The organism is Streptomyces roseofulvus (genome assembly GCF_039534915.1).
Classification (GTDB): Bacteria; Actinomycetota; Actinomycetes; order Streptomycetales; family Streptomycetaceae; genus Streptomyces; species Streptomyces roseofulvus.
On the sequence record NZ_BAAAWE010000001.1, the window covers coordinates 2,145,537 to 2,165,855 of the forward strand.

Sequence of the window (20,319 nt, forward strand, 5' to 3'; positions counted from 1 at the left end):
GCTGTTCGGTCGGTCATGCGGGGCAGCTCCCGGCGGGCCGGTGCCCGTCGGGAGCTGCGGTGCCGCGGCGGCGGGGCCGTGGGGCCCCGCCGGTCGGTCTACAGGTGCGGCAGGATCGCCGGCATCAGGTCCTGGAAGGTGCGGCCGTTGGCCGGGTTGCCCAGGGCCGTCATCTGCCAGCCGGAGCCGGCCCGGTGCACCTTCGCCATGATCTGCGCGGTGTACTGGCCGCCGCCGTCCAGGGTGTAGCGCGCGAGCTCCTGGCCGTTCGTCTCGTCGACGAGACGGCAGAAGGCGTTCTGCACCTCCTGGAACGTCTGCCCGGTGAAGGAGTTCACCGTGAAGACGATCTGGTCGATGTGGACGGGCACCCGCTGGAGGTCGACGAGGATGGCCTCGTCGTCGCCGCCCTGGCCCACGCCGCCCACGAGGTTGTCCCCGGTGTGGCGGACGGAGCCGTCGTCACTGACCAGGTGGCGGAAGAAGACCACGTCCACCGGCTGCTTCTCGGCGAAGAGCACCGCGGAGGCGTCCAGGTCGATCTCGCGGGTGCGCGAGCCGAAGAGTCCCCGGCGCGGCGCGGCCTGCCAGCCGAGCCCCATCCGCACCTGGGTGAGGCTGCCCCCGCCCTGCTTCTCCAGGCTGATGGCCTGCCCCTTGGTCATGTTGACCGTCACGCGCTGCCCCTCTCGTTCGTTGTGGCAGCACCCTACGCAGGCCCACTGACAACGTGCCGGGCGCGGCCCGGTTTTGTGTCGGTCTTGCAACACACCGGGCCGTCACCGGCCCCTCAGGCCCCGGTCGTCCGTGCCGGGGCCGCCGCCGTCACGCCAGGCCCGCCTCCTTCATCTGGCGCAGCTCCTTCTTGAGTTCGGCGACCTCGTCGCGCAGCCGGGCGGCCACCTCGAACTGCAGCTCGGCGGCGGCGGCGCGCATCCGCTCCGTCATCTCCTCGATGACGCCGGCCAGTTCGGCGGCGGGACGGTCGCCGAGCTCCAGCGTCGAGCCGCCCTTGGCGCCGGCCTTGCCCGCCTTCGGGGCGTGCGCGGCGAGCGAGGGCACCGGGGACTTGGCGCCCTTGCCGTCCTTGGCCTGCCGGTAGCCGGTGCCGAGGAGCTGCTCGGTGTCGACCTCCTCGCGCGCGATGGTGGCGACGATGTCGTTGATCTTCTTGCGGAGCGGCTGGGGGTCGATCCCGTGCTCCTTGTTGTAGGCGACCTGCTTCTCGCGGCGCCGGTTCGTCTCGTCGATGGCCTGCGCCATGGCCGGGGTGATGGTGTCGGCGTACATGTGGACCTGGCCCGAGACGTTCCGCGCGGCGCGGCCGATGGTCTGGATGAGGGAGGTCCCGGAGCGCAGGAAGCCCTGCTTGTCCGCGTCGAGGATGGCGACGAGGGAGACCTCGGGGAGGTCGAGGCCCTCGCGGAGCAGGTTGATGCCGACGAGGACGTCGTACTCGCCGGAGCGCAGCTCGCGGAGCAGCTCGATGCGGCGCAGGGTGTCCACGTCGCTGTGCAGGTAGCGGACCTGGATGCCGAGCTCCAGGAAGTAGTCGGTGAGGTCCTCGGCCATCTTCTTGGTGAGGGTGGTGACGAGGACGCGCTCGTCCCGCTCGGTGCGCACCCGGATCTCGTGGACCAGGTCGTCGATCTGGCCCTCGGTGGGCTTGACGACGACCTCGGGGTCGACGAGGCCGGTGGGGCGGATGATCTGCTCGACGAAGCCGTCGGAGCGGGACAGCTCGTAGGTGCCGGGGGTGGCGGAGAGGTAGACGGTCTGGCCGATCCGCTCCTGGAACTCCTCCCACTTCAGCGGGCGGTTGTCGAGGGCGGAGGGGAGCCGGAAGCCGTGGTCGACGAGGGTCCGCTTGCGGGAGGCGTCGCCCTCGTACATGGCGCCGATCTGCGGCACGGTGACGTGCGACTCGTCGATGACGAGGAGGAAGTCCTCGGGGAAGTAGTCGAGGAGGGTGTTGGGCGGGGAGCCGGGCAGGCGGCCGTCGAAGTGCATCGAGTAGTTCTCGATGCCGGAGCAGGAGCCGATCTGGCGCATCATCTCGATGTCGTAGGTGGTGCGCATCCGGAGCCGCTGGGCCTCCAGCATCTTGCCCTGCTTCTCCAGCTCCGCCAGGCGTCCTTCGAGCTCGCGCTCGATGTCGTTGACGGCCCGCTCCATGCGCTCGGGGCCGGCGACGTAGTGGCTGGCGGGGAAGACGTACAGCTGCTGGTCCTCGCTGATGATCTCGCCGGTCAGCGGGTGGAGGGTGGAGAGCGCCTCGATCTCGTCGCCGAACATCTCGATGCGGACGGCGAGCTCCTCGTACACGGGGAAGATCTCGATGGTGTCGCCGCGGACCCGGAAGGTGCCGCGCGTGAAGGCGAGGTCGTTGCGCGTGTACTGGATGTCGACGAAGCGGCGGAGCAGCTGGTCGCGGTCGATCTCCTCGCCGACCTTGAGCGGGACCATGCGGTCCACGTACTCCTGCGGGGTGCCGAGGCCGTAGATGCAGGAGACGGAGGCGACGACGACCACGTCCCTGCGGGTGAGCAGCGAGTTGGTGGCGGAGTGGCGCAGCCGCTCGACCTCCTCGTTGATCGAGGAGTCCTTCTCGATGTAGGTGTCCGACTGGGGGACGTACGCCTCGGGCTGGTAGTAGTCGTAGTACGAGACGAAGTACTCGACGGCGTTGTTCGGCAGGAGCTCGCGGAACTCGTTCGCCAGCTGGGCGGCCAGGGTCTTGTTCGGCGCCATCACCAGGGTGGGGCGCTGGAGCTTCTCGATCATCCAGGCCGTGGTGGCCGACTTGCCGGTGCCGGTGGCGCCGAGCAGGACGACGTCCTTCTCGCCGGCGCGGATGCGCCGGTCCAGCTCGGCGATGGCCGTCGGCTGGTCACCGCTCGGCTGGTAGGAGGAGACGACCTCGAAGGGCGCCACCGAACGTTCGATCTTGGAAACGGGCCGCATGCCACCACCGTACGACTCGCCACCGACAGTCGGGGGGTGATCGCCGCGCGGCGGCCCTCCGTCACCAGTCCTGGGAGCGGTGTCCGCCGCGCGGGGCGGAGCGGCGGGAGCCGCGGCCGGCGGGGCGGGCGGTCCAGTTCGCGGGCTCGCCGTAGCTGGGGACGTGGCGGGGCGCGGGGACGCCGGGGCGGTACGGGGAGCGGGCCGGGGCGCGCTGCCAGTCGGGGTCGCCCATGACGAGCAGCGGGTCGAACATGACGACGACGGCGGCCAGGATGAGGAAGACGGCGGGGCCGATCAGCATGGGCAGCAGCAGCGAGCCGGCGGAGGCGCCCGCGGCGGCGGCAGGGGCGGCGTGCAGGTGGACGCTGACGGCCGCCATGGCGGTGTAGTGCATGCCGCTGACGGCGACGCCCATGACGAGGCTGGCCCCGAGGCTGGCGAGGAAGCCGTGCACGGAGACCGCCGCCCAGAGGGCGGTGGTGGCGGCGACGACGGCGATGACCACGGAGAGGGCGACGGTGAGGGTGTCGTACTCGATCCGACCCGGCAGCCGCATCCCGGCCATGCCGAGGTAGTGCATGGTGGCGACGCCGAGGCCGGTGATGGTGCCGCCGGTGACGAGGGTGAGCGCGGTGGCGCCCCGGTAGCCGACGATGAAGATCCCGACGCCGACCATGACGACGGCGACGCCGAGGCTGGCGAAGGTGATCGGCCGGTCGTAGTCGATCGGCGCCTGCCGGACCGAGAAGCCCATCATGGCGATGAAGTGCATGGTCCAGATGCCGGTGCCGATCGAGGTGGAGCCGAGCGCGAGCCAGCCCGCCTTGAAGGAGTCCTGGTGGCGCAGCGAGCGGGTCGTGCATCTCAGCCCCAGGGCACCGCCGAGGCAGGCCATGAGGAAGGCCGCCACCGGTGTGACGATGCCGTAGCTGAATCCGTCGACCGTGCCCTGCATGAGCGTGTGCCCTCCCACCCCTGGCGCATGGACGTCCGAAAACAGTCGGTACCGCTGGGTAGTACTACCGGGGCGAGATTATGGCCCGTCCGGGGTGCGGTGAGCACCTGACCGGGGATTTTCCGGTCGCGAGACCGGAGCGAGACCGGTCCGTGACCTGCGGGGAGGCTCCCGCCGCCGGTTCGCCGCCGATCCGGCGTTCTGGCCGGAGGGCGTCGGTGGCGTGCCGGCGGCCGCCGGGGGTGCCGGCCGTCTCCGGTGGGGCTGTCGGTGCCGGGTCGTACGGTGAGGGCATGGACATCGAGGACGGAGCGCGGGGCGTCACCGCCGAGTGGGCGGTCGTGGGCAGCGGCATCGGCCCGCTCTTCCTGGCGGCCACCGGGCGGGGGCTCGTGCGGGTCGAGTTCCACGCGCGCGAGGGGCGCCGGGAGCGGATGCCGGAGCGGCTCGCCGAGCAGCTGGGCGCCACGGTCGTCGAGAGCGCGACCGGGCTGCTCGCGGAGCCGGTGCGGCAGCTGGACCGGTACTTCGCGGGCGCGCTGCGCGTCTTCGACCTGCCGCTGGACTGGTCGCTGGCGACCGGCTTCAACCGCCAGGTGCTGCGCGAGCTGGCCGCGGGGGTCCCGTACGGGGCGGTCGTCGGGTACGGGGAGCTGGCGCGGCGCGTCGGGCAGCCGGGGGCGGCGCAGGCGGTGGGCGCGGCCATGGGCGCCAATCCGCTGCCGGTGGTGGTGCCGTGCCACCGCGTGGTGGAGAGCGACGGCGGCCTCGGGGGCTTCGGCGGCGGGCTGGAGACGAAGCGGAGACTCCTGGCGCTGGAGGGCGTGCTGCCGGAGCCGCTGTTCTGAGACCGGGCGTTCCCCTCGGCCGGGGGCGACTGGCACACTCCGGTCGTGACCAAAACGCCCGACGCCCCTGACACCGCCGCGCTCGGCGAGACAGCCGCCCCCGTGGGCGCCGTCGCCCTGCCGGAACTGCGCCGCCGCGTCCAGGCGGTGCTCGTCGCCACCCAGATCCTCGGCGGCCTGGGGATCGCCACGGGGGTGGCGCTCGCCGCCGTCCTCGCCACAGAGGTGAGCGGTACGGACGCGCTGGCCGGGCTCGCCTCGACGGCCACGGTGGCCGGGCCCGCGCTGCTCGCGATGCCGCTGGCGGCGCTGATGGCCCGCCGGGGCCGGCGGGCCGGTCTGGTGCTGGCCTATCTGCTGGGCGCGCTGGGCGCCGGGGTCGCGGTGCTCGGCGCGGTCGTGGGCAGTTTCGCGGTGCTGCTGGTGGGACTGGTGGGCTTCGGGGCGGGGTCCTCGGCCAATCTCGCGGCCCGGTTCGCCGCCGCCGACCTGGCGGAGCCGGACCGGCGGGCGCGGGCCATCTCGACGGTGGTGTGGGCGACCACGATCGGCGCCGTCCTCGGCCCGAACATCGCGGCTCCGGCCGGGCGGAGCGTCTCCGGTCTCGGCATCCCGGTGGCGGCGGGCCCCTTCGTGTGGGCCGCGGTGGTGTTCGTGGTCTCGGCGCTGGTGGTGGCGGTGCTGCTGCGGCCCGATCCGCTGCTGACGGCGCGGGCGCTGGCCGCGGCGGACGAGGGCGCGGCGGCGGACCTGCCGGAGAACCGGTCGCTGCGGGCCGGGCTGCGCGCGGTCCGCGCGTCGCCGCAGGCGCGGATCGCCCTGGTGACCGTGGCCGCCTCGCAGACCGTGATGGTGTCGATCATGTCGATGACGCCGGTGGCGCTCACCCACCACGGGGCCGGGATCGAGCTGATCGGGCTCGTCATCAGCGTGCACATCGCGGGCATGTACGCGTTCTCGCCGGTCATGGGCTGGCTCGCGGACCGGCTCGGCCGGCTGGCGGTGATCGGCCTCGCGGTCGGGCTGCTGGGGCTGGCGGCGCTGCTCGCGGGGACGGCGGGGGCGAGCCACACCCGGGTGGCGGCCGGCCTGTTCGTCCTGGGGCTGGGCTGGTCGGCCGGTCTGGTGTCGGGCTCGGCGCTGCTGACGGACTCGGTGCCGCAGGCGGCGCGCGCGGCCGTCCAGGGCCTGTCGGACACCGTGATGAACACGGCGGCGGGCCTCGGCGGCCTGGCGGCCGGCGTGATCGTCTCCCAGGCCGGCTACGGGCCGCTCAACGCGCTCGCGGCCTGTCTGCTGCTGCCGATGGGCGCGCTGGCCCTGCGGGGTGCGCTCCGCAGGGCCTGAGCGGTACGGCCCGGGTCAGGGCAGGGTGATGTGGTACGCCTTGCGCAGCGTCTCGTGGACGGTCCAGGTGGTCCGGTCGCCCTCGCGCAGGACGCAGGCGTCGCCGGGCCCGATCTCCATCGTGGCGCCGCCCTCGACGGCGACGGTGGCGCGGCCGCTGACGACGACGAAGAGCTCGTTCGCCTCGGTGTCGGTGACGACGCCGGGGGTGATCTGCCAGATGCCGCGCAGCTGCTTGCCGTCGGCGGACTCCCACAGCACCTTGCCGGTCACCTCGGGGGCGCCGGAGACGATCTGGCCGGGGTCGAGCGGCTCGGGCTCGAGCGCGGCGTCGGGGATGTGGACGGCGAAGGAGGGGAGGTCGTGTGTCGTCATGGCCGGTGACTGTAGCCGGGCTCCCGGCCCGCACCTGACACCGGGACCGCGGAACAAATCCCTCCGCTCATGGCTCTGACCAGGCACGTTGCGAACCCGTGCGGTCGGCGACGGATTCCGCAGCGGGGCCCTGCCCGTCGCTCCGGCGGGGCCCGGGGCGGATCGGCCCCGTCGGCCGGACGCCCGGGAACCGAATCCGTACCCCACTCGCACCCCCGTGCGAAAGGGGGGTGGCGGGAGATCGCCAGAGGTGTTTGCGGGGCGTCCGGGCGGCCGAGACATGGACCATGACCACGACCACACTGGTGTCCGAAGAGGTACGGGAGGCGCTCCACGAGGGCCGTCCCGTCGTCGCCCTCGAATCGACGATCATCGCCCACGGCCTGCCGCGGCCGCGGAACCTGGCGGTCGCCGTGGAGCTGGAGGAGTCGGTACGGGACCGCGGCGCCGTGCCCGCCACCATCGCCGTCGTCGACGGGGTGGCCCGGATCGGCCTCGACCGGGCGGGGCTGACCCGGATCGCCGAGGACCCGTCGGTGCGCAAGCTCGGCCACCGGGACCTGGCGCCCGCGCTCGCCACCGGCGCGACCGGGGCGACCACGGTGTCGGCGACGGCCCGGCTCGCGGACGCCGCGGGCATACGGGTCTTCGCCACCGGCGGTCTCGGCGGCGTGCACCGCGAGTGGCGCGAGACCCAGGACGAGTCCGCCGACCTGCGGCTGCTCGCCGAGGTCGGCGTCACCGTGGTGTGCGCGGGCGTGAAGTCCATCCTCGACGTGCCGGCGACGCTCCAGCGCCTGGAGACCCTGGGCGTCACGGTCGCCGGATACGGCACGGAGACCTTCCCCGGTTTCTACCTCTCCTCCTCCGGGGAGCCGGTCGACTGGACCCTGCGCAGCCCGGCGGAGGTCGCCGCCGTCATACGGGCACAGGAGGCGCTGGGCCGCCCCTGGTCGGCGCTGATCGTGGCCAATCCGGTGCCGCAGGCGGAGCAGCTGGACCCGGCGCTGCACGACCGGGTGCTCGCCCGGGGCCTCGCCGAGCTGAAGGAGAAGGGGATCACCGGGCAGGCGGTGACGCCGTTCCTCCTGGAGTACCTGACCACCCACACGGACGGCGCGTCCCTGGAGGCCAACCTGGCGGCGGTGCGGGGCAACGTCCGCCTCGCGGCCGAGATCGCGGGGGCGTACGCCGCGGGCGAGCGGTGACGGAGGCCGGGGAGGCGGGGCGGGCCGGGGCGCTGCTGGTCGTCGGGGACGTCGTCACGGACGTGGTGGCCCGGCACCGTACCCCGCTCGCGCCGGCGACGGACACGGCGGCCGCGATCCGCACCCTGCCGGGCGGCGCCGGGGCCAACGCGGCCTGCTGGGCGGCCCGTTCGGGCGACCGGGAGGTACGGCTCCTCGGCCGGGTCGGCACGGAGTCGGCCGGCTGGCACGAGCGGGCGCTGGTCGCGGCGGGCGTCCGTCCGCTGCTCGTGCCCGACCCCGACGCTCCGACGGGCACGGTCATCGCCCTGGTCGACGAATCCGCCGAGCGGACCTTCCTGACGGACGGCGGGGCCATGCTGCGCCTCTGCCCCGACGACTGGTCGGCCGGACTGCTGGACGGGGTCGCGGCGCTTCACCTCTCCGGCTACCTCTTCTTCGCCCCCACGAGCCGGGCGGCGGCGCTCCTCGCCCTGCGGGACGCCCGGGCCGCCGGGACTCCCGTGAGCGTGGACCCGGCGTCGGCCGGCTTCCTGGCCCGGCTCGGGCCGGAGCGGTTCCTCGCGGCCGTGGCGGGCGCCTCCGTCCTGCTGCCCAACGCCGACGAGGCCCGGCTGCTCACCGGCGCGCCGGACGCGGAGGCGGCGGCCCGGGAGCTCAGCCGCCGGGTGCCGCTGGTCGTGGTGACGCTGGGCGCGGCGGGCGCGCTGGTCGCCGAGGCCGGGGCGGTCACGGCCCGGGTGACGGCCCCGGCCGTGCCGCCGGAGCGGCGGGTGGACTCGACGGGCGCGGGCGACGCGTTCACCGGCGCGTTCCTCGCCGCCCGGCTCGCGGGCGCGGACCCGGCGGAGGCGGCCCGGGCGGGGTGCGCGGCGGGCGCCGAGGCGGTGACGCTGGTCGGCGGCCGGCCGCCGTCAGTCTGAGCCGAGCGCCCCGAGCCCGGTCCAGGCCGGGTGCCGCGGATCGTCGGCCCGGACCACGACGTCGGCGGTCCCGGCGGGGTCGGTCTCCGCCTCGTACCGGGCGAAGGCGGGCAGCGTCCATGACTCCTCGGCGCGCCGGGCGAGGGCGGCGGGCGACAGGCGCAGATGGACGCTCAGGTCGAAGGGGAACCAGTGCCCGAGGAGGAAGGGGCCGTGGAGCAGCAGCACACCGCCGGGCGGCAGCGTCACATAGGGGCTGCGGGTCGCCCGGTCCTTCACCGGGTCCCACAGGTCGGGCAGGATCCGTCCGTCGCCGCCGGGCTCCAGCGGGGTGAACACCTCCCGCCACAGGGCGCCGGTGTCGGTCCAGCCGTCGTAGTAGGCGTCGGGGTCCTGCCTGCCGTGCTCGAACCGCAGCGACGCGGGCCGCAGGAATCCCGCGGTCCCCACGACGCACACCGGGCGCCCGCGGTCCCGCAGCTGTTCCGCGAGCAGCCCGGCCAGTTCCTCGCCGCCCGCGGCGGGGGCACCGTCGACGGCGACCTTCAGCCGGTCGCCGCCGTCGGCGGGCGCGAGCCGGTCCAGGTGCCTGGCCAGCCGCCCGGCCATCCGGCCCCAGGTGATCGCCTCGTATCGCATCCCGCCCATTCTGCCCTGCGCCCGCTCCTCACGGCCGGTCCGGCCCGCCCTCCCCCGGCCCCCGCACCGGCACCCCGAGCCGCCGGGCGACCTCCGCCGCGATGGCGCGCGGCCCGTCCCACACGACCTCCTGCCACTGGGCGAGAGCCGCCCGCTCCCCCGCCCCGCCCACGGCGTCCAGCACCAGGATCCAGCCCCGGCTGTCCCCGTCCCACGCCGACTCCAGCGCGGCGACCGGCCACCCGAGCGCCTCCGCCCGCGCGGTGAGCGTGTCCGCGTCCCGGGCCGGCGGCGGCACCAGCCGGTCGGCCAGGATCTCCTCCCGCACGTGGACGAGGTCGAGGCACGTGTACAGGCCGGGACGCGGGTGCAGCCCGGCGTCCAGGACCTGCCGGGCCGCCATCAGCCGGGACCGCCGCAGGACATGGGCGTCCAGCCGTTCCCGCACGGCCTGCGGCAGGGCGGCCCACAGCACGTGCGGCGCGGGCGAACGGTCCTCGTGGGTCATGGACTTGACCTTGTCACTGGCGTCACGGTTCCACCATCGGATTCATGGACACCCACGAGACCGCCTCCACCGCCCGCGTCGTCCTCGTCACCGGCGCCGGGACCGGCATCGGCCGGGCCACCGCGCGGGCCTTCGCCCGACAGGGCGCCACCGTCGTCGCGGTGGGCCGCAGGCCCGGGCCGCTGCGGGAGACCGCCGCCGAGGCGCCCGCCGCGATCCACCCGTACCCCGCCGACATCACCGCCGAGGGCGCCCCCGAGGAACTGGTCCGGGACGTCCTCGCCGCCCACGGCCGCCTCGACGTCCTCGTCAACAACGCGGGCATCGCGGGCGGCGGCCCGCTCGGCACCCTCGACCGGACGGTGATCGGCCCCCTCCTGGAGACGAACCTGATCGCGCCCGTGCTGCTCACCCAGGCCGCGGTGCCGGCGCTGACCGCCTCCCGGGGCGTGGTCGTCAACGTGACGACGACGATCGGACAGCGCGGCTGGCCCGCCAGTTCCGTCTACCCGGCGACCAAGAGCGCCCTGGAGACGCTGACCCGCTGCTGGGCGGTGGAACTCGCGCCCGCCGGGATCCGGGTGGTGGCGGTCGCGCCCGGCGCCGTCGAGACTCCCATCGCCGATCACATGGGCCTGACGCCGGAACAGCGGCGGCGGACCCGCGCGTGGCAGGTGGCGCACACCCCGCTCGGGCGGATCGGCCGGCCCGAGGAGGTCGCCTGGGCGGTCACCGCGCTCGCCGCGCCCGAGGCCGCCTACCTCACCGGGACCGTCCTCCCCGTCGACGGGGGCGCGCTCGTCGCGTGATACGACTGCGGGGGTGCGCATCGGTGAACTGGCCCGCAGGACGGGCGTGTCGGCGCGGGCCCTGCGCCACTACGAGCAGGCCGGGCTCATCGCCTCCGCCCGCGCGGCCAACGGCTACCGCGTCTACGAGGAGGGCGCGGTCGTCCGCGTCGCCAACATCCGCTACCTCCTCGACGCCGGGCTCACCCTCGACGACGTGTCGGCCTTCCGCTCCTGCCTCGACGGGGACCTGCCGTCGGTGCGGCCCTCCGCCCGCGGCCTGGAGATCGCCCGGGAACGGCTGGCGGTGCTCGACGCACGGATCGCGGCCCAGACGGCGGCCCGCGACCGGCTGGCGGCGGCACTCGCCGACCGGTCCGGCAGTGACGCGACGGCCCCCGGACTGTCATGATCTGACGGTCCGGAGGATCTTCGGACCGCAGGAGCGGCTACGGGAGGACGACCGGTCATGGAAGCGGCGCTGATAGCGGTGGCGGGCACGCTCCTCGGCGTGATCGCCACCCACTGGTTCCAGGGGCGGATGACCCTGCGCACGGCGGCACTCGCCCGGAACGAGCAGCTCCGCCAGGAACGGATCGCCACGTACAGCGCCTTCGCCGGCGCCGTCGTCGAGTACCGCCACAGCCAGAACGACCGCTGGTTCCGGGCCGTCGAGGAGCCCGGCTCCGACGAGGCCGAGGAGTCCCGGCACGCCTCCTACCGGCAGCGGACCGCCGCCCGCCAGGCCCTCTTCCGCGTCCAGCTGGTCTGCGACGACGCCGGCGTCCGGCGGCTCGCCGAGGCCGCCTTCCAGCAGACCCACTGCATGCACGAGGCGGTGGGCACGGCGGACCGGGCCCGCCGCTCCGACGAGGCCAAGGAGGCCCTCTCCCGGTTCATCGCCGCCGCCGCGCCCGGACTGCGCTGAGGACGGCGGGCATGGACCTCGTCGCGCCCGTCGTCGTCGAACCGCTGCGCCGCCGCCGCTGCTCGGAGTGCCGGCAGGGCCCGCTGGAACGGATGATCGTCGAGTACGGCCGGCCGGTCTGCCTGGACTGCGCCGACCTCGGCCACCTGGTCTTCCTGCGCCGCGGCGACACCGCCCTCACCCGGCGCGCCCGGGAGCGCAGCACGCTGTGGGCGGTGGTCGTCCGCCACAACCGGCGCCGCACCCGGTACGAGCGGCAGGGGCTGCTCGTCGAGGAGGCGGCCCTCGCGCTGGCGGAGGCGGCCTGCCTCGCCGACGCGGAGGCCCGGGCCCGGCGGCGGGCCCGGGACGCGGAGCGGCGGGCGGCGCGGGACGCCGGGATCACCGAGGCGCTGCGGGCCGAGATCCTGCGGCTCTTCCCCACGATGCCGCTCGACCGGGCGGCCGAGATCGCCGCCCACGCCTCGGCGAAGGGCAGCGGCCGGGTGGGCCGGACGGCCGCCGGGCGAGCCCTCGACCGGGGCGCCGTGACGGCCGCGGTCCGCGCCTCGGTACGGCACCTGGACACGCCCTACGACACGCTGCTGATGAGCGGTGTCCCCCGCCACCGGGCCCGCACCACGGTCGCCCCGGCCATCGAGACGGTGCTCCGGGCCTGGCGCGCACCGGAGTCACGAGGGCGCGGAGACGCGGACGCGCCCGGCGTGACGGACACGACGGGCGCGAAGGGGACGCCGGGCCGGGCGGACCGCTGACGGCTCGGACGTCAGCGGGGCCGGCCTCGGCGTGGGAGGTCCGGGTCAGACCTGGTCGGCCGCGCGACGGGCGCGGCGGTACATCAGCGCGCCACCGAGGAGGAGCGCGGCGCTGCCCGCGGCGGCGAAGCCGACGCTCTCGCTGCCGGTGGCGGCGAGCGACGAGGTGCTGGTCTCGCCCTGCGGGGCGGGAGCGGGAGCGGGCACCGGGGCGGGCGCCTCGGGCTTCTCCTGCTCGGCGACCGGCTTCGGCGGCACGTTGCGCACCGGGGTCTGCGGGCGCGGGGTCGGGATCTCGACCTCGGGCTCCTCGGGGGTGCTCGGGCCGTTGACGCCGGTGTTCCCGACGGCCGGGTTGCCGATGCCCACCACGTTGACCGAGTTGCCGACGACGTTGACCGGCAGGTCGATCGGGAGCTGGAGGCCGTTCCCGGACAGCACGCCCGGGGAGCCCTCGGCGTGGCTCTCGGCGGTGGCGCCGCCGCCGTTGACCGCGCCGCCGTCCGAGGAGCCGCCGCCGGTGCCGGTGCCGGTCTGCTCGCCGCCGCGCGGGGTCATGGCCTCGTCCTTGTGGGTCCGCCCGGGGCCCGAGTCCGTGGACTCCCCGGCCGGGGCCGAGGTGTTGGCGCACGCGTTGCCCGCCGCCGGGTTGAGCAGCCCGACCACGTTGACCGTGTTCCCACAGAGGTTGACCGGTACGTGGACCGGCAGCTGGATCGTGTTGCCGGAGCCGACGCCGGGCGAGCCGACCGCGGCCCCCTCGGCTCCCGAGTCCGCGTGGGCGGCGCCCGCCGACAGCGCGAGCGCGCCACCCGTGACCAACAGTGTGGCCAGACCACTTCGGCGCATCTGCCTCATGGCTTCCTGCCTTCCGGAGTTGCACGGGCGATTGCCCGTACCGGAATAAACGCGACGCACACGTATGCCGGATCCGGCCGTTGGCGGGTTTCACTCGTTCGAGGGAGGCTCCGTTCGAGTGGTGCCGCCGGTGTCCGCTAGCCGCCCAGGAGTTCGGTGAGGGCTCCGACCGGGTCGGCGTCGGGGATGCCGCGCGGCCACCAGTCCTCGCGGCCGCGGTCCGATTCGTACGGGTACCACAGGCCGTCCTTGCCGAGCCGCAGTTGGAGCGAGGCGGTGGAGAGCCGGTTGCGCCAGGGGCGGAAGGTCGGGAAGTCGGCGGCGAGGAGCGCGGGTCTCGCCCGGTCGAACGGTCCGGCGGGCGGGTCCCAGGGCTCCTCCAGGACCGTGAGCCCCGCCGCGCCGCCCTGGCGCCAGGCGGCGACGGCGCGGGCGAGGTCGGTCGGGGTCCGGTCGAGGGCGTCGGCCAGGTCCCGGTAGAGCGCGCGGGTCGAGGCGGTGAGCCCGGAGCCGGGGTGGGCGGCGGCCAGCCGGACCGCGTCCTGCCACGGGGTGAGGCCGGCGACCGGGTCGTGCCCGGTGGCGAGGAAGGCGTGGGCACGGGCGGCGGCCTCCCCGGCCAGCAGGTCCAGCGCGAGGGGGTCCGGGGCGTGCGGGTCCGGCGGGAAGACGGCGGGGCGGCCGGGCCGGTCGGGGAGCGGCAGCGGCGGGGGCAGCGGCAGCGCGGGCACGGTGGCGGCAAGCACGTCCCGGGCGGGCACGGCGGGCAGGACGGGCGCGGCGGGAGCGGATTCGGCGGCGGACCGGACCGCGTTGCGCCGGGAGAGCTCGGCGAGGAGCTCGCCCTCGCCGCGGCCGCGCATCAGGAAGAGGACGAACGGGTCCTCGTCGAGGAGCCGGGCGGCCTGGTAGCAGAGGGCGGCGGCGTGCTTGCAGGGGAAGCCGTCGTCGGGGCAGGAGCAGTCGGGCAACAGGTCGCCGGGGGCGGGCAGCAGTCCCTCGACGGCCTCCAGCGCGTGCGGGACCTCCTTGTCGAGGAGGGCGGCCATGTGCTCGGGCCGGGCGGCGGCCTCGTCGAGGAAGAGCTCCCAGCCGTCGTCGCCGAGGGTCCGCATCCGGATCTCCGTGCGGTACGGGCGGATCCGGCTGCCGTGCACATAGGCGACGACCCGGCCCGGGGTGACGGTGATGGCGTCGACGTGACCGCGCTCCGCGTAGGCCCGGCCGCGGCCCAGGCGGGCCTGGTCGAGCGCGGTGCGCTCCAGGGCGGCCACCCAGGCGTTGCCCCACCAGGTGGCGGCGAAGCGCCCGTCGGCGGCTTCGCGGGGCGGGACGGCCGGGAAGGTGCGGCGGCGGTCGTCGTGGCGGGGGCCGGCCGCGCGGGCGGGGCGGGCGGCCCGGGAGGCGGGGCGGTTCACGCGGACCTCCTCAGGGAGACCAGGTCGGCCAGCTCGCGGTCGCTGAGTTCGGTGAAGGCGGCCTCGCCGGAGCCCAGGACGGCCTCGGCCAGGGCCCTCTTGGCACGGAGCAGTTCGGCGATGCGGTCCTCGACGGTGCCCTCGGTGACGAGCCGGTGGACCTGCACGGGCTGGGTCTGGCCGATCCGGTAGGCGCGGTCGGTGGCCTGGTCCTCGACCGCCGGGTTCCACCAGCGGTCGTAGTGGACGACATGGCCGGCGCGGGTGAGGTTGAGGCCGGTGCCGGCCGCCTTGAGGGAGAGCAGGAAGACGGGCACCTCGCCGGCCTGGAAGCGGTCGACCATCCGCTCCCGCTCGGCCACCGGCGTCCCTCCGTGCAGGAGTTGGCTGGTGACGCCGCGGGCGCTGAGGTGGTCGGCGAGGAGCCGCGCCATCGTCACGTACTGGGTGAAGACGAGCACGGAGCCGTCCTCGGCGAGGATGGTGTCGAGGAGTTCGTCGAGGAGGGCCAGCTTGCCGGAGCGGCCGGCGAGACGGGCGGAGCCACCGCCGCGCGGGACGTCCTCCTTGAGGTACTGGGCGGGATGGTTGCAGATCTGCTTGAGCGAGGTCAGCAGCTTCATCACCAGGCCGCGGCGGGCCATGCCCTCCGCCGCCTCGATCTGGCCCAGCGTCTCGCGGACCACCGCCTCGTACAGCGACGCCTGTTCGCGGGTGAGCGGCACCGGATGGTCGGACTCGGTCTTGGGCGGCAGTTCGGGGACGATGCCGGGGTCGGACTTGCGGCGGCGGAGCAGGAAGGGGCGGACGAGCCGGGCGAGCCGCTCCACCGCCTCCTCGTTCTCCAGCTCCTCGTGGTTCTCCGCGGCGCGGGCGTGGCGGGAGCGGAACGCCTTGAGCGGGCCGAGGAGTCCGGGAGTGGTCCAGTCGAGGATGGCCCACAGTTCGGAGAGGTTGTTCTCCACCGGGGTGCCGGTGAGGGCGACCCGGGCGGGCGCGGGGACGGTGCGGAGCGCCTTGGCGGTCGCGGAGAACGGGTTCTTCACGTGCTGGGCCTCGTCGGCGACGACCATCCCCCAGGACCGCTCGGCGAGCTGCGCGGCGCGGGTGCGCAGGGTGCCGTAGGTGGTGAGGACGATCCCGCCGTCGAGGTCGCCGAGGTCCCGCGCGGTGCCGTGGAAGCGGCGGACGGGCACGCCGGGCGCGAACCTCGCCGCCTCCCGCTGCCAGTTGCCGAGGAGCGAGGCGGGGCAGACGACGAGGGTGGGCTCGCGGCGGGCCCGGCGGAGGTGGAGGGCGAGGACGGTCACGGTCTTCCCCAGGCCCATGTCGTCGGCGAGGCAGCCGCCGAGGCCGAGCGAGGTCATCAGGTCGAGCCAGGCGAGGCCGCGGAGCTGGTAGTCGCGCAGGGTGGCGGTGAGCCCGGGCGGGGGCGCGGCGGCCTCGGGGCCGGCGAGGAGCCGGTCGCGGAGGACCGCGAGCGCGCCGACCGGTACGGCGGGGACGGTCTCGCCGTCCACCTCGGCGCTGCCGGTGAGCGCGGCAGCGAGGGCGTCGACCGGTTCCAGCAGACCCAGTTCGCGCTTGCGGGCCTTGCGGACGAGGTCGGGATCGACGACGACCCAGCGGTCGCGGAGCCGGACGACGGGGCGGTGGGCCTCGGCGAGCAGGTCCATCTCGCCCTGGGTGAGCGGATCCCCGTCGAGCGCGAGCTGCCAGTCGAAGCGGAGGAGCTCCGTGGAGTCGAAGAAGCTGGTGCCGTCGGTGGCGGAGCCGGGCGCCGAACGGGCGGGGCGGACGACGGCGGAGGCGCTGAGCGAGCGGGCCAGGTCGCGCGGCCAGTGCAGCGCGACCCCGGCGTCGGCGAGCCGGGCCGCGGCGGGGCCGAGCAGCTCGTACAGCTCGCCCTCGGAGAGGGCCAGGACATCGGGCGCGTCCCGCTCCAGGAGGCGGCCGAGCGGGGCCCAGATCCGGGCGGCGCGGCGCAGGGCGAGCAGGGCGTCGATGCGGGCGCGGGGGCCGAAGTGCTCGCCCTCCCCCGCCCACAGCGCGGCGGCGTCGATGACGAGGGTCGGGTCGGCGAGGCTGTGCACCTGGAGGATCGCGGCCGCCGCCTGCCGCTCGGCGCCTCCCTCGGCCTCGTCGGCGGTGTCGAAGAGTTCGGCGGCGGAGAGGTCGAGGCGGAGCGAGATCCGCACCCCGGCGTCCATGCCGGCGGCGGCCTCGGCGGCCCAGGCCCGGGCCCCGGGCAGGTGCTGCGGCTCGGCGGCGGCGAAGGGCGCCCCGACCGCGTGCACGGCCGCGGGGGTACGCGGCAGGGTGTCGGCGACCGCGTCCAGGAAGGCCCGCACCAGCGCCTCCGGATCGGGCAGCCCGAGCGGACCCGAACCGGCGACGGGCACGGCGTGCGCCTCGTACGGCATCGCGGCGGCGACGGCCCGCAGATGGGCGATGTCCTCGGCGTCGAGCGGTCCGGCCCGCCAGGCGTCCAGGTCGTCGGCGGTGAGCCCGGGCAGCAGCCGGCCCCGGGCGACGAGGTGCAGGGCGTGCAGGGCGGCCGCGCCCCAGCAGGCGGTGGCGGGGTGGGCGGCGGGGCTGTGCCGGGCGGCGACGAGCAGCGGCAGGGCGGTCGCCACGGGCAGGGTGACGGCGGGCACCTCCCGGCCGCGGGCGCCGGCGCCGTGCCGGCGGGCGACCGTGATCCGGGTGGTCTCCGCCCCGGCCAGGCCGACGGGCTCGGGCAGGGCCGTCCCGTCCGGGGACCAGAGGGCGATCCGGCCGTCCCGGGGCAGCGCGGCCGGCAGGAAGACGGCGGCACGGGCCGTCCAGCGCTCCGTCATGTGCCGCCCTCCTTCCCCGGGGTCCCCCGTCCGGCGCGGAGCTTCCGCGTCGATACCCCCGACCTTACGGGCGGGGTCTGACAACGGTCGCCGGCGCGTGTCCCCCGACCGGCCCAACCCCGGATGACAGCCGCGTCCGGGGGCGGGAGGGTGGCGTCGACCAGGGCTTTTCGCCTCCGGGGCTGCCGCCGACCGCCTCGCTCGCCCGATCGAAGGGGTTCCGCCATGTCCGTTCGCCGGCGTCTCACGACCGCCACCGGGGCCGTGCTGCTCACGCTCACGGTCGCGGGCTGCTCGGGCCTCGGCCGCACCGCCGTCGGCCCCGTCACGTACGAGACGCGCGGGGAGAAGGTGGTGCGGGTGATGAGCCCGCCGGTCAAGGGCTGCCACCGGCTGCCGCTCGGCGCGACGCGGGTCGAGAACGGCACGCTGGTGGACCTGATCCTGTACCGGACCCCGCACTGCCGGGGCGAGGAGCCGATCTACCTGCCGACCAACAGCGCCGACTCGATCGCGCCGGGCACCCTGCCCTGGCGCAGCTACACGATCGTGCACTGAACCGGGGCCCCGCCGCCGTTCCCTTCGCCTTCCGGTGGGTAGATGCTGGAAGTGCCCACAGGGATCCGACGGAACGGGGCGCCGTCATGCGTACCGGAAGCGAGCCGGCCACCGCCCGCAGCACGCTGCGGCTGCGGTTCTGGCTGAGTGCCTGGGGGATGGTGTGGGCGGTCTTCGGCACGGTGGTCTTCGTGCTGGTGGACCGCCCCGGCTGGGCGGTGGCCTGCGGGGTGCTGTTCCTGGTGGTCGCCGTCGACATGTCGATGGTCCTGCGTCATCTGCGCCAGGGCCCGCACTGGCAGCCGGGCCGGGACGTCCCCCCGTACGAGCCGGACCACGGCGGCCGTGACGGCAAGGACCGCTGAGGCCCGACCGGTCAGTCCTCGGTGCCGAAGCCGGCGGCCCGCACGTACTCGGGCCTGGGGTCGAGCGCGGCGGCCAGCCGGAAGTGCCGGGTGGCCCGGGCGTCCTGCCCGGACCGCTGGAGGGTGCGGGCGAGGGCGAAGTGGGCGAAGGCGTTGTCCGGCTCGCGCTCCAGCACCAGCTCGAATTCCAGCTGCGCGGGACGCAGCTGGGCGGCGGCGAAGAAGGCCCGGGCCCGCAGCAGGCGGGCGGCGGTGTTCTCCGGATGCTCGGCGATGACCGAGTCCAGCAGCTTCACGGCACCCCGCGGGTCCCGCGCGGCGAGCAGCTGCTCCGCGGCACGGAAGTCGATGACGTGCGTCTCCGGATTTCTCTCGGCCATGAACTGCATCCTTCCCACGTTCCGGGCCGGGAACACCGGGCGCGGCGTTCCCGGCGGCTAGGCGTTCTCCGCCGCCCGGCGGGCCAGCTCCTCCCACACCTTCCGCACCCGCGGTTCCAGCGCGTCGAGCGGGCCGTCGTTGTCGATCACCAGGTCCGCGATCTCCAGCCGGGCCGCGCGGTCGGCCTGGGCGGCCATGCGGGCCCTGGCCTCGTCCGCGGCCATGCCCCGGAGCCGTACCAGCCGGTCGAGCCGGGTCTCGGGCGAGGCGTCCACGACGACGACGAGGTCGTAGAGGGGCGCGAGGCCGTTCTCCGTGAGGAGCGGTACGTCGTGGATCACCACGTCCCCGGGGCGCGCCGCGCCCTCCAGCTCGGCCGACCGGGCCCCCACGAGCGGGTGCACGATCGCGTTGAGCGTGGCCAGCCGCTCGGGGTCGGCGAAGACGATGGAGCCGAGCTTGGGCCGGTCCAGGGCGCCCTCGGCGGTGAGGACGTCCTCCCCGAAGGCGGCCACGACGGCCGCGAGCCCGGGGGTGCCCGGTTCGACGACCTCCCGGGCGATCCGGTCCGCGTCGATCAGCACGGCCCCGTACGAGACGAGAAGCCGCGACACCTCACTCTTGCCGGCGCCGATTCCGCCGGTCAGGCCCACCTTCAGCATGGGCGGCAGCTTAGGCCCTGACCTCGCGCCGTCAGGCGTCGCCCTCGCGTTCGGCGAGGAAGCGCTCGAACTCGCGGCCCAGCTCGTCGGCCGAGGGCAGGTCGACGGGTTCGGCGACGAGGCTGCCGCGGGTCTCCGCTCCGGCCATGGCGTCGTACTGGTGCTCAAGGCCCTGGACCAGGGCGACCAGCTCCTCGTCGCCGGCGCCGATCTGGCGGTCGATCTCGGTCTGGGTGCGCCGGGCCTCGGTGCGCAGCGCGTGGGCGACGCCCGGGAGGACGAGCCCGGTGGCGGCGGTGACGGCCTCCAGGGCGGTGAGCGCCGCGTCCGGGTACGGGGAGCGGGCCACGTAGTGCGGGACGTGGGCGGCGACGCCGAGCGTGTCGAAGCCGGCCTCGGTGAGCCGGTACTCGATGAGGGACTCGGCGCTGCCGGGCACCTGGGCCTCGTCGAAGGGGCTGCGGTGGCCGGGCATGAGGTCGGTGCGGTTGCCGTGCGGGGTGAGGCCGACGGGCCGGGTGTGCGGGACGCCCATGGGGATGCCGTGGAAGTTGACCGCGAGCCGGACGCCGAGCCGTTCGACGATCTGGGCGACGGCGGCGGCGAAGCGCTCCCACTCGACGTCCGGCTCGGGGCCGGAGAGGACGAGGAAGGGGGCGCCGGTGGCGTCCTGGACGAGGCGGACCTCGATGGTGGGCGTCTCGTACGCGGTCCACCGGTCGCGCCGGAAGGTCAGCAGGGGGCGGCGGGCGCGGTAGTCCACCAGCCGGTCGTGGTCGAAGCGCGCGACGACCTGGTTCGGCAGGGCGTCGAGGACGCCCTCGACGATCTGCTCGCCGGTCTCTCCCGCGTCGATGTAGCCGTCGAAGTGGTACAGCATGACCAGTCCGGTCGACTCCTGTGCCAGGGCCAGATCGACCACGGCCAGGCCCTTGGCGTCCCACTCGTACAAATCCTGGGGATCAAGCACGGTTACCGCTCCTCCTCGCGTCTTCG

Annotated in this window: 22 protein-coding genes; 10 read left to right on the forward strand and 12 right to left on the reverse strand. The window is 75.2% G+C overall.

The window, feature by feature from the left end:
* Positions 1-98 precede the first annotated feature (98 nt).
* The 3 genes from ABFY03_RS09880 to ABFY03_RS09890 form a co-directional block, all read right to left on the reverse strand.
* On the reverse strand, positions 99-677 hold the full coding sequence (locus ABFY03_RS09880) for a TerD family protein (RefSeq protein WP_030492869.1): 579 nt from the start codon (positions 675-677) through the stop codon (positions 99-101).
* Positions 678-825: 148 nt separating this feature from the next.
* Positions 826-2,964, reverse strand: a complete 2,139-nt coding sequence (gene uvrB / locus ABFY03_RS09885; RefSeq protein WP_319011125.1) for an excinuclease ABC subunit UvrB — start codon at positions 2,962-2,964, stop codon at positions 826-828.
* A gap of 61 nt (positions 2,965-3,025) precedes the next feature.
* Positions 3,026-3,922 carry an MHYT domain-containing protein gene (locus tag ABFY03_RS09890; protein ID WP_319011126.1) on the reverse strand — a complete coding sequence of 299 codons (897 nt, stop codon included), beginning with the start codon at positions 3,920-3,922 and terminating at the stop codon, positions 3,026-3,028.
* A 293-nt stretch (positions 3,923-4,215) separates the two neighbouring features.
* Between ABFY03_RS09890 and ABFY03_RS09895 the strand changes: the two genes are divergently transcribed.
* Positions 4,216-4,770: a methylated-DNA--[protein]-cysteine S-methyltransferase gene (locus ABFY03_RS09895; RefSeq protein ID WP_319011127.1), complete on the forward strand. Its 555-nt coding sequence runs from the start codon at positions 4,216-4,218 to the stop codon at positions 4,768-4,770.
* Between the two features lie 45 nt (positions 4,771-4,815).
* Positions 4,816-6,117, forward strand: coding sequence for an MFS transporter (locus tag ABFY03_RS09900; protein ID WP_386723530.1), 1,302 nt, complete (start codon positions 4,816-4,818; stop codon positions 6,115-6,117).
* A gap of 15 nt (positions 6,118-6,132) precedes the next feature.
* Here the strand turns inward: ABFY03_RS09900 and ABFY03_RS09905 are convergent, their stop codons facing one another.
* Positions 6,133-6,492 carry a cupin domain-containing protein gene (locus tag ABFY03_RS09905; protein WP_346169701.1) on the reverse strand — a complete coding sequence of 120 codons (360 nt, stop codon included), beginning with the start codon at positions 6,490-6,492 and terminating at the stop codon, positions 6,133-6,135.
* Between the two features lie 287 nt (positions 6,493-6,779).
* Between ABFY03_RS09905 and ABFY03_RS09910 the strand changes: the two genes are divergently transcribed.
* Together ABFY03_RS09910 and ABFY03_RS09915 are read left to right on the forward strand one after the other, a co-directional pair.
* Positions 6,780-7,700, forward strand: a complete 921-nt coding sequence (locus tag ABFY03_RS09910) for a pseudouridine-5'-phosphate glycosidase (RefSeq protein WP_346169702.1) — start codon at positions 6,780-6,782, stop codon at positions 7,698-7,700.
* On the forward strand, positions 7,697-8,623 hold the full coding sequence (locus ABFY03_RS09915) for a carbohydrate kinase family protein (RefSeq protein ID WP_346169703.1): 927 nt from the start codon (positions 7,697-7,699) through the stop codon (positions 8,621-8,623). Before ABFY03_RS09910 ends, ABFY03_RS09915 begins: the two co-directional genes overlap by 4 nt.
* Here ABFY03_RS09915 and ABFY03_RS09920 read toward each other — a convergent pair.
* On the reverse strand, positions 8,615-9,262 hold the full coding sequence (locus ABFY03_RS09920; RefSeq protein ID WP_346169704.1) for a nucleoside/nucleotide kinase family protein: 648 nt from the start codon (positions 9,260-9,262) through the stop codon (positions 8,615-8,617). The two genes, ABFY03_RS09915 and ABFY03_RS09920, sit on opposite strands and share 9 nt — an antisense overlap.
* Positions 9,263-9,290: 28 nt before the next feature.
* Positions 9,291-9,770 (reverse strand): hypothetical protein, encoded by a 480-nt coding sequence (locus ABFY03_RS09925; RefSeq protein WP_346169705.1) that lies wholly within the window; start codon positions 9,768-9,770, stop codon positions 9,291-9,293.
* Between the two features lie 44 nt (positions 9,771-9,814).
* Here ABFY03_RS09925 and ABFY03_RS09930 point away from each other — a divergent pair, with 44 nt between their 5' ends.
* The 4 genes from ABFY03_RS09930 to ABFY03_RS09945 are packed head-to-tail and all read left to right on the forward strand — an operon-like array spanning position 9,815 to position 12,241.
* A complete protein-coding gene (locus ABFY03_RS09930; protein ID WP_346169706.1) occupies positions 9,815-10,579 on the forward strand; it encodes an SDR family NAD(P)-dependent oxidoreductase in 765 nt (254 codons plus the stop codon).
* Between the two features lie 13 nt (positions 10,580-10,592).
* Positions 10,593-10,970, forward strand: coding sequence for a MerR family transcriptional regulator (locus ABFY03_RS09935; RefSeq protein WP_319011134.1), 378 nt, complete (start codon positions 10,593-10,595; stop codon positions 10,968-10,970).
* Positions 10,971-11,027: 57 nt separating this feature from the next.
* Entirely contained in the window at positions 11,028-11,486 is a 459-nt protein-coding gene (locus tag ABFY03_RS09940; protein WP_346169707.1) for a hypothetical protein, read from the forward strand.
* Between the two features lie 11 nt (positions 11,487-11,497).
* Positions 11,498-12,241 (forward strand): DUF2293 domain-containing protein, encoded by a 744-nt coding sequence (locus ABFY03_RS09945; protein WP_319011135.1) that lies wholly within the window; start codon positions 11,498-11,500, stop codon positions 12,239-12,241.
* Positions 12,242-12,286: 45 nt separating this feature from the next.
* Here the strand turns inward: ABFY03_RS09945 and ABFY03_RS09950 are convergent, their stop codons facing one another.
* The 3 genes from ABFY03_RS09950 to ABFY03_RS09960 form a co-directional block, all read right to left on the reverse strand.
* Positions 12,287-13,099 carry a chaplin gene (locus tag ABFY03_RS09950; RefSeq protein ID WP_346169708.1) on the reverse strand — a complete coding sequence of 271 codons (813 nt, stop codon included), beginning with the start codon at positions 13,097-13,099 and terminating at the stop codon, positions 12,287-12,289.
* A 137-nt stretch (positions 13,100-13,236) separates the two neighbouring features.
* The gene (locus tag ABFY03_RS09955) at positions 13,237-14,517 is read right to left on the reverse strand and encodes an SWIM zinc finger family protein (protein WP_346169709.1); all 1,281 of its coding nucleotides are present in this window, start codon (positions 14,515-14,517) and stop codon (positions 13,237-13,239) included.
* Positions 14,514-17,357 (reverse strand): SNF2-related protein, encoded by a 2,844-nt coding sequence (locus ABFY03_RS09960; RefSeq protein WP_346169710.1) that lies wholly within the window; start codon positions 17,355-17,357, stop codon positions 14,514-14,516. Before ABFY03_RS09960 ends, ABFY03_RS09955 begins: the two co-directional genes overlap by 4 nt.
* A gap of 225 nt (positions 17,358-17,582) precedes the next feature.
* Here ABFY03_RS09960 and ABFY03_RS09965 point away from each other — a divergent pair, with 225 nt between their 5' ends.
* Complete coding sequence (locus ABFY03_RS09965; RefSeq protein WP_319011139.1) at positions 17,583-17,915, forward strand: hypothetical protein; 333 nt, start codon at positions 17,583-17,585, stop codon at positions 17,913-17,915.
* Between the two features lie 86 nt (positions 17,916-18,001).
* Entirely contained in the window at positions 18,002-18,280 is a 279-nt protein-coding gene (locus ABFY03_RS09970) for a DUF6343 family protein (RefSeq protein ID WP_346169711.1), read from the forward strand.
* Between the two features lie 11 nt (positions 18,281-18,291).
* Here the strand turns inward: ABFY03_RS09970 and ABFY03_RS09975 are convergent, their stop codons facing one another.
* Genes ABFY03_RS09975 through ABFY03_RS09985 form a run of 3 tightly spaced genes read right to left on the reverse strand, consistent with a single transcriptional unit; the run spans position 18,292 to position 20,293 of the window.
* The gene (locus ABFY03_RS09975; protein ID WP_031002694.1) at positions 18,292-18,660 is read right to left on the reverse strand and encodes a tetratricopeptide repeat protein; all 369 of its coding nucleotides are present in this window, start codon (positions 18,658-18,660) and stop codon (positions 18,292-18,294) included.
* A gap of 57 nt (positions 18,661-18,717) precedes the next feature.
* Positions 18,718-19,323, reverse strand: a complete 606-nt coding sequence (gene coaE / locus ABFY03_RS09980) for a dephospho-CoA kinase (RefSeq protein WP_346169712.1) — start codon at positions 19,321-19,323, stop codon at positions 18,718-18,720.
* A 31-nt stretch (positions 19,324-19,354) separates the two neighbouring features.
* Positions 19,355-20,293, reverse strand: a complete 939-nt coding sequence (locus ABFY03_RS09985) for a PAC2 family protein (RefSeq protein ID WP_319011142.1) — start codon at positions 20,291-20,293, stop codon at positions 19,355-19,357.
* Between the last annotated feature and the right edge of the window lie 26 nt (positions 20,294-20,319).

What these genes read in the sequence shown, in the direction of transcription:
- ABFY03_RS09945 (WP_319011135.1), top strand. Translation starts at nt 11,498, where the DNA reads ATGGACCTCGTCGCGCCCGTCGTCGTCGAACCGCTGCGCCGCCGCCGC.
- ABFY03_RS09960 (WP_346169710.1), bottom strand. Translation starts at nt 17,357, where the DNA reads ATGACGGAGCGCTGGACGGCCCGTGCCGCCGTCTTCCTGCCGGCCGCG.
- coaE (WP_346169712.1), bottom strand. Translation starts at nt 19,323, where the DNA reads ATGCTGAAGGTGGGCCTGACCGGCGGAATCGGCGCCGGCAAGAGTGAG.
- ABFY03_RS09890 (WP_319011126.1), bottom strand. Translation starts at nt 3,922, where the DNA reads ATGCAGGGCACGGTCGACGGATTCAGCTACGGCATCGTCACACCGGTG.
- ABFY03_RS09910 (WP_346169702.1), top strand. Translation starts at nt 6,780, where the DNA reads ATGACCACGACCACACTGGTGTCCGAAGAGGTACGGGAGGCGCTCCAC.
- ABFY03_RS09965 (WP_319011139.1), top strand. Translation starts at nt 17,583, where the DNA reads ATGTCCGTTCGCCGGCGTCTCACGACCGCCACCGGGGCCGTGCTGCTC.
- ABFY03_RS09975 (WP_031002694.1), bottom strand. Translation starts at nt 18,660, where the DNA reads ATGGCCGAGAGAAATCCGGAGACGCACGTCATCGACTTCCGTGCCGCG.
- ABFY03_RS09930 (WP_346169706.1), top strand. Translation starts at nt 9,815, where the DNA reads ATGGACACCCACGAGACCGCCTCCACCGCCCGCGTCGTCCTCGTCACC.
- ABFY03_RS09950 (WP_346169708.1), bottom strand. Translation starts at nt 13,099, where the DNA reads ATGAGGCAGATGCGCCGAAGTGGTCTGGCCACACTGTTGGTCACGGGT.
- uvrB (WP_319011125.1), bottom strand. Translation starts at nt 2,964, where the DNA reads ATGCGGCCCGTTTCCAAGATCGAACGTTCGGTGGCGCCCTTCGAGGTC.
- ABFY03_RS09905 (WP_346169701.1), bottom strand. Translation starts at nt 6,492, where the DNA reads ATGACGACACACGACCTCCCCTCCTTCGCCGTCCACATCCCCGACGCC.
- ABFY03_RS09925 (WP_346169705.1), bottom strand. Translation starts at nt 9,770, where the DNA reads ATGACCCACGAGGACCGTTCGCCCGCGCCGCACGTGCTGTGGGCCGCC.
- ABFY03_RS09940 (WP_346169707.1), top strand. Translation starts at nt 11,028, where the DNA reads ATGGAAGCGGCGCTGATAGCGGTGGCGGGCACGCTCCTCGGCGTGATC.
- ABFY03_RS09920 (WP_346169704.1), bottom strand. Translation starts at nt 9,262, where the DNA reads ATGCGATACGAGGCGATCACCTGGGGCCGGATGGCCGGGCGGCTGGCC.
- ABFY03_RS09970 (WP_346169711.1), top strand. Translation starts at nt 18,002, where the DNA reads ATGCGTACCGGAAGCGAGCCGGCCACCGCCCGCAGCACGCTGCGGCTG.
- ABFY03_RS09895 (WP_319011127.1), top strand. Translation starts at nt 4,216, where the DNA reads ATGGACATCGAGGACGGAGCGCGGGGCGTCACCGCCGAGTGGGCGGTC.